Source organism: Helicobacter sp. CLO-3, from assembly GCF_001854545.1.
Lineage (GTDB): Bacteria > Campylobacterota > Campylobacteria > Campylobacterales > Helicobacteraceae > Helicobacter_B.
Genome location: NZ_MLQN01000015.1, coordinates 45,596 through 52,231 on the forward strand (window position 1 = coordinate 45,596; position 6,636 = coordinate 52,231).

The window sequence follows — 6,636 nt, forward strand, 5'->3', positions numbered from 1 at the left end:
GGCGATAGCGTGGCACAGGGCATACAATCAGGTGGGGCGAGACTTAGACAAAATATCAAAGGCAAGCTCTCCACCACGCTAAAAAGCTGGCTGCCGATATTGCAGGGCGATTTGTTTGAAGTAGAAGACATACTCAAAGAATACGCAAATGAAAATCCATTTGTAAGCGTGCAAACGCCTATGAGTAAGGATTTTGGCTCGACTTTCACCAAGCAAATGCGTAATAACGCAAAATCTGGCACGAGTATAAGTGACAAAATCGAGCAGCTAACCATCGCTAGAGAAAGCTTGTATGAGAATCTTTATAGCCAGATTTGCCCGCCGCTTTTTCCTACTAAGCTTAGCCAAGATATCGCATTTGACATCATCGAAGGCATCGATGCGGAGGGGTATTTCCAAGAAGATATTAAGCTAGCGGCGCAAAGGCTAGGCGTAGAGGTGGGAGAATACGAAAAGGTGCGCGCTAGATTTTGTTTCCTAGAGCCAAGAGGGATAGGTGCGAGAGATGTGCGCGAGTCGTTTTGCTTCCAGCTGGAGAGCCAAGAAGTGGATAATGAACTTTATGCGCTATGCAAAGAAATCATCGAAAATCTAGACTTGCACGCCAAGCAAAAAAAACACGCGCGCTATAGCGAGGCGATGAAAATTATAAGAAGCTTCAAAAACCCGCCAGCGCTTGATTTCGCGCATGAGGAAAGCTATAAGATTCCAGATATTTTCGTGCAAGAAGAGGATGGCAACATCATCGTGCATACAAATGATGAGTATTATCCAATCATCGAGATAAACGACGCCAAAGCCAAAGACTCCAAAAATAGCATAGATTCTGACAAAGACGCGCAAAGCTATATCAAAAACAAAATCAAAGAAGCGCGCGACCTCATCGATGCGCTTGAGATGCGAAAAGCCACGATAAAAAAAGTGGGGCTTATGATTGTGGATTATCAATATGATTTTTTCCGCGGCGGTGAGATGAAGCCTATGAAGCTAAAAGATATCGCTACTGAGCTAAACTATGCGCCAAGCACCATCTCGCGCGCCATATCCAACAAATACCTTGAATGCCAGCGCGGGATTTTTCCTATCAAAAGCTTTTTCACCGCCGCGATAGAAGGCGATGTGAGCAATGCTTCGATAAAAGATTTTCTAAGCGAGATAATAAAAAACGAAAACAAGAAAAAACCGCTAAGCGATATAAAAATACTCCAACTCATCGAGCAGCATTTCGGGCTAAAAATCGTGCGCCGCACCATCACCAAATACCGCAAACAGCTCAATATCGCAAGCTCGAGCGAGCGCAAAAAGTTTTATGAGATGGGGTATTGATGGATTCTGCCAAATTGAGCGGGGCGAATGGAGTAAATGGGGCAAAAATGCCAGAATCTAAAATATCAAAATCTAGAACTTTGCGCGCTTTGGATTCTGCGCGTGCTGGGGATTTGACAAAGGATTCTGCGCTCAAAAAATCTGCTTTGGATTCTGCTGCTTTAGATTCCACTACTTTAGATTCCATTTTGGATTCTGCGCCAGAATCTGCTTTTGGTGGTGCTTCAGAAAATGGCGCGTTTAATAGTGGCAGTGGCGCATTTGGCAGCGCATTTGACAATGCCTCTTATGCCGCCACGATAGATGACATCTCCGCCATTACGCCAAGCCAATATTGCGCGATTTTTTGCAAAAAAGACGCCAAGCTTTTAGCCCAGCTAGATTTAGAATCTTTTATTTATAAATTTGCCTCGCTTCTTGCTAGACCCAAAGGCTTTTATCTCCAAGGCGATTTGCAATCACACAAAAAAATCATCGATGAGCTAGAGACGCTTACTATTCCGCCCATGCCGCGTATCCCAAACCTAGACAAAGAGCTTTTTATCTTGCAAAAATTTGGCACTTTGAGACTTAAAGATATTTTTGCTTTTAGCCAGATTTTAAGCTATTTTGAAAATTTATTAAATATGAGTGAGATAGTCCCAGAATCTAGCTTTTATACGCTACTTCATAAGATTGAAATACCACAGATTTTGAAAGAAACGATTTGTATTTTTGAGTCAAATGGCGAGCTTATAGATAAAAAATTTGTAGAAATACATAATATCAAGCAAAATATATCAAATACCAAAGATCAGATAAAATCCGAACTCCACCGCCTAAGCAACAACAAAAGCCTAGAGCCTTATCTTGTCGATAGGCAGATCCACCTCGTGTTTGACGCACAAACGCTGCTTTTGAAAGCGGGCTACACGCACGCGCTCAAAGGCTCGGTGCTTGATCGCTCACAAGGCGGGTTTTTCTATGTTTTGCCACAGAGCATTGAGCGGCTGTATGCGCGCCAGAAGGATTTGCAAGACGCGCTAGAGGTGCAGATAAGCGCGCTTTGCAAAGAAGTGAGCGCAGTGATGCAAAAGCATTTGGCGTTTTTGCGCTTCATAAATGGTGCGTTTGATAGGTTTGATCTGCTTTTTGCGCGCATCGAGTTTGCCAAAACGCTCGAGCTTGAGTTTATCATGCCTTATAATCCGCAAAAATCGCCACAAAAAAGCGCGCCAAATCCAAATCCGGCACGCCAAAATCACGCGTTAAAACCAGAATCTAAAAAACTAGATTCTAGCGCAGAATCCGCGCCAGCGAGCCACACACACGCCGCGCCCGCTTACACCGCCCCCGCCTATACAGCGCCCATTTGCGCGCCTATCATTTTGAAAGACTTCTGCCACCCTATTTTGCAAAACCCCACACCTCTAAGCATCGATTTTTCCCAGCAGCTTTTAGTGCTAACAGGCGTAAATGCCGGGGGCAAAACCATGCTTTTAAAATCCATTTTGAGTGCCGCATTTTTGGCAAAGCATCTGCTGCCGATGAAATGCAACGCACACCATAGCAAAATCGCGCATTTTAAACACATCTGCGCCATCATCTCTGATCCGCAAAACACCAAAAACGACATAAGCACCTTTGCAGGCAGGATGCTACAATTTAGCCAAAATCTAGCCTTAGAAAATATGCTTTTGGGTGTCGATGAAATCGAGCTTGGCACCGATGCGGATGAGGCGGCGAGCCTGTATAAAACGCTGCTTCAAACCATGCTTGCCAAAAATAACAAAATCATCATCACCACGCACCACAAACGCTTAGCTGCTCTTATGGCGGATGATGCGCGCGTGCAGATGAGCGCGGCACTTTTTGACATCAAGCGCGGCGCGCCGACTTATGCTTTTATGCATGGAAGCATTGGCAAAAGCTATGCCTTTGAGACAGCGCAGCGCTATGGCATCCCAAAACACATCATAAGCAAGGCGATAGCGCACTATGGGAGTGATAAAGAGCGGCTAAATGAGCTTATCGAGCGCTCATCAAAGCTAGAAATCGAGCTAAAATCCAAAAACCGCGCACTCGATCAAAAAATCCAAGCCGCAGAATCCAAACGCCAAGAATATCTAGAGCTCATAGCAAATCTAAAACAAGATCACCAAAGACAGCTTCAGGCGCTTGAAAAAACCTATCAAGACGCACTAAACACGCTAAAAAAGGAGGCAAAAGATATAAGCGACATACATCGCAATATCAACAACGCGCACCAAATCCTAAAAAAAGCGCCCAAATACAGCGCGCCAAAAGATACGCCAAAAAAGCTTAGCGTGGGCGATCTCGTGGCATACAAGGACACGCGCGGCGTCATACTGCGCCTAGAATCTAGCCAATGCCTTATCGAGCTAGATTCTGGTATGCGCGCCAAAGTCGATAAACATGAGCTGCGATATATCGCAAGTGGCGCGAAAAATGGAGGTGCTGGCGGGGCGAATGCTAGCGGTGGCGCGAGTGGCGCAAATGGTGGCATAAGTGGCGCAAAAAGCGTAAAAAGCAAAGGCCTAAAAAGCCTAGCAAATATCAAGCTAGACTACACGCCGCGCGCGAGCGTGAGTCTTGATCTGCATGGTTTGCGCGCGGAAGAGGCGATAGAAAAGCTAGAGGATTTCATCAGCGATGCGCTTATAGCGGGCTTTGATGAGGTGCTGGTGTATCATGGCATCGGCACAGGCAGGCTTGCGAAGGTGGTGCGCGATGTGCTAAGCGCGCATCCAAAGGTGCTAAGCTTTGATGATGCCCCGCCAAATATGGGTGGCATGGGCGCAAAGATTATCAAGCTATGAGCGATATGGACTCTATGGGTTAGGAAAAATGATGAGAAAAATCAGGGGGATTTGGGTTTGTGGCGCGCTTGCGCTTTTGTTTGGGCTTGGGTGCTTGCAGGCAGGCGCGGAATCTAAAATAGCTTCTAGGGCAAATGCAAAATCTAGCGCGTCAAAATCCGCGCTAAAGTTAGCACAAAATTCGCCAGAATCCGCGCAAAATCCACAGCCCGCGCCAAGCGCAAATAATGGCAAAACCACAATCACCAGCAAAACCACAAGCGCGGACACTTTTAGCTTCTCTAGCGCGCGCGATTTTGTGCGCTCATTTGCCTTTATGCCACATATTTTTCCAGCCTATATTTCACAAAGCGCGCCAGATAAATCGCTTGATAAACAGCCCGCGCCAAGCGCGCAAGATGCAAATAAACTTATGGATAGTTTTTTGGATTTTGATACACTTTTGGCAGATTCTAGCGCGCCAAATATCGCAGAATCTAAAAACACCGCGCCAGAATCCAAATCTATAGAATCTAAATCCGCAGAATCCAACCCCGCAAACCCCAAAACCCCCGCCACGCCAAAGCCCCAAACGCGCCTTAGATTTGAGATAGATTCTAGCCTTTGTCAAGGTGTGAGATCCTGCCAGCGCGCCTATCTAGCACATTTCAAGCAAGCAGAAAGCAATGATCGCCAGCTGCTAGAGGCAAAGCGCGTGCTAGCAGAAAAAATGCTAAGCGACAAAACACATCGCGATGATGCGAGCATTTACCTTTCGCTTGCAGAGCTTGAATACAAGCAGGGCGGGTTTTTTGCGCTTCAAAATATCCGCGCGTTTTTGCAAGCCTACGCGCAAAAAGGCGGCGAGCTTAGCGCGCTGCCAAAAAATCTCGCCTATATCTTACGCACGCCCGCATCTAAGCTTACGCTAGAATCCACGCTTGGCTTGATGCTGGAGGGCAAGCTAGATTCTGCGCTTTTCGCGCAAGGGTATTTCAAGCATTATGCCAAGGATACGAGTGCCTTTATCGGAATCTTTAGCAAAGAATCCATGCAGGAGCGCTGCATGGGGCTTATCACGCTTATCACGCAAACTAGCGACAAAAACTCCGATAAGACATCGAGCCAAAACCCAGACAAAACACCTAGCAAAGCCAGCGCGCCCATTTTAGCACATTCCTACTGCGCGCCGACTTATGAAGCACTGCCGAAGCTTTTTGGCTTTGATGGCGCACTTTATTGGCTGATGCCAGATAGGCTCTATGCCACAAGCACGGCAAATACGCGCAATATAAGCGCGCCGCCGCTTTATGCGCTGATAGATTTTAGCCAAACTAGCGCGCCGCATATTTGTGATAGCGCTGCTAGGGCGCTGGATGAGTCTCTAGCGCAAAATCTAGCAAGTGATCTCTCAAACGCGGGCTTTGGCGCGGGCGATGAAGGGCTATCTCGGCTAAAAGATTTCATCACAGGTGGCGATGAGCGCATGGATGTGGAGTATCTAGGGCATATCGATGTGTTTAATAGCGGCGATGAAGTGCCTATCGTGCGCACTTGCACGCATAGCGCGGAGGATAAGGCGCATGGGTTTTATGAGGCGATGACGCTAAATCCAAGCACGCTGCAAATCGATGCCAGCCTAAGCCACCCTATCATGAATATCAATGGGCGCATTCCAAATCTTAGCTTTGTGCGGCTTGGCGGCGCGGGCGAAAATGGCGGGAGCGGTAGCAGTGCTGGCGGAAATAGCGGCGCGGGCGGTGAAAACGCTGGCAAAATCGCAGGCTGTGTGCGAAGCGATGATGGCATGGAAGAGAAGGTGTTTTTGTTTCGCAAGGATTCTGCGCCAGATCTCATCGCGCACAACCGCCTAAAAAAAGCGCTCAAACAAATACGCAAAATCGCACCAGAACCAAGCGTATATAGATATGATTTCTGCGCGGATTCTAAAAACAGCGATTGTGAAAATTGCGCGAATTGTCAAAATTGCGCAAATTGCCAAAAATGTGTAAGCTGCCAAAATTGTGTGAGCTGTGCGAATTGCGATGATGTGGCTGATTGCGCCAATAATGCTAGCAAATGCGATGCCACCAAATGCGCCTTGTCGCGCCTCACACAAAGCACGCTCTAGATTCCGTCTTCAGCTACAAGCTAAATGCTTATATGAAAAATATCAAGCAAGCCAAAGTCTAAAAACAAATATAAATTACAAAAGGCTCGTGCTTTGTCTCACTACACTCAAAATGACAAAAATATGTTATAATCATAGTCTTTTTTTATATTTAATATCAAAATAAGGGATTCGCATAAATGAGTCAAGCTAGTAATATAAAAACGATAAATAATGATGCTGAAAATAGTCAAGTGGGGCATGTGTTTTTCGGCTGTGATGAAAACTATATAAAATATGCTGCAGTGACAATACAAAGTATCATCGCAAATATCAATAAAAAGCTAGAATCTAGCAATATAAATGATGCAGATAATGTAAATAGCGCCATTTCTATCGGGG

At 46.1% G+C, this 6,636-nt stretch carries 4 protein-coding genes; all 4 read left to right on the forward strand.

The features are described from left to right. The first annotated feature begins 9 nt into the window (after window positions 1-9). Window positions 10-1,326 (forward strand): RNA polymerase factor sigma-54, encoded by a 1,317-nt coding sequence (locus BKN38_RS05385; RefSeq protein WP_233712828.1) that lies wholly within the window; start codon window positions 10-12, stop codon window positions 1,324-1,326. Beyond that, the gene (locus BKN38_RS11860; RefSeq protein ID WP_070957724.1) at window positions 1,326-4,145 is read left to right on the forward strand and encodes a Smr/MutS family protein; all 2,820 of its coding nucleotides are present in this window, start codon (window positions 1,326-1,328) and stop codon (window positions 4,143-4,145) included. The genes BKN38_RS05385 and BKN38_RS11860 overlap by 1 nt, the downstream gene beginning before the upstream one ends. A 31-nt stretch (window positions 4,146-4,176) precedes the next feature. Beyond that, the gene (locus BKN38_RS05395; RefSeq protein WP_066453129.1) at window positions 4,177-6,255 is read left to right on the forward strand and encodes a hypothetical protein; all 2,079 of its coding nucleotides are present in this window, start codon (window positions 4,177-4,179) and stop codon (window positions 6,253-6,255) included. Between the two features lie 179 nt (window positions 6,256-6,434). Further along, window positions 6,435-6,636, forward strand: a 202-nt coding sequence (locus tag BKN38_RS05400; protein ID WP_143000213.1) for a hypothetical protein, incomplete at its 3' end; no start/stop codon positions are given.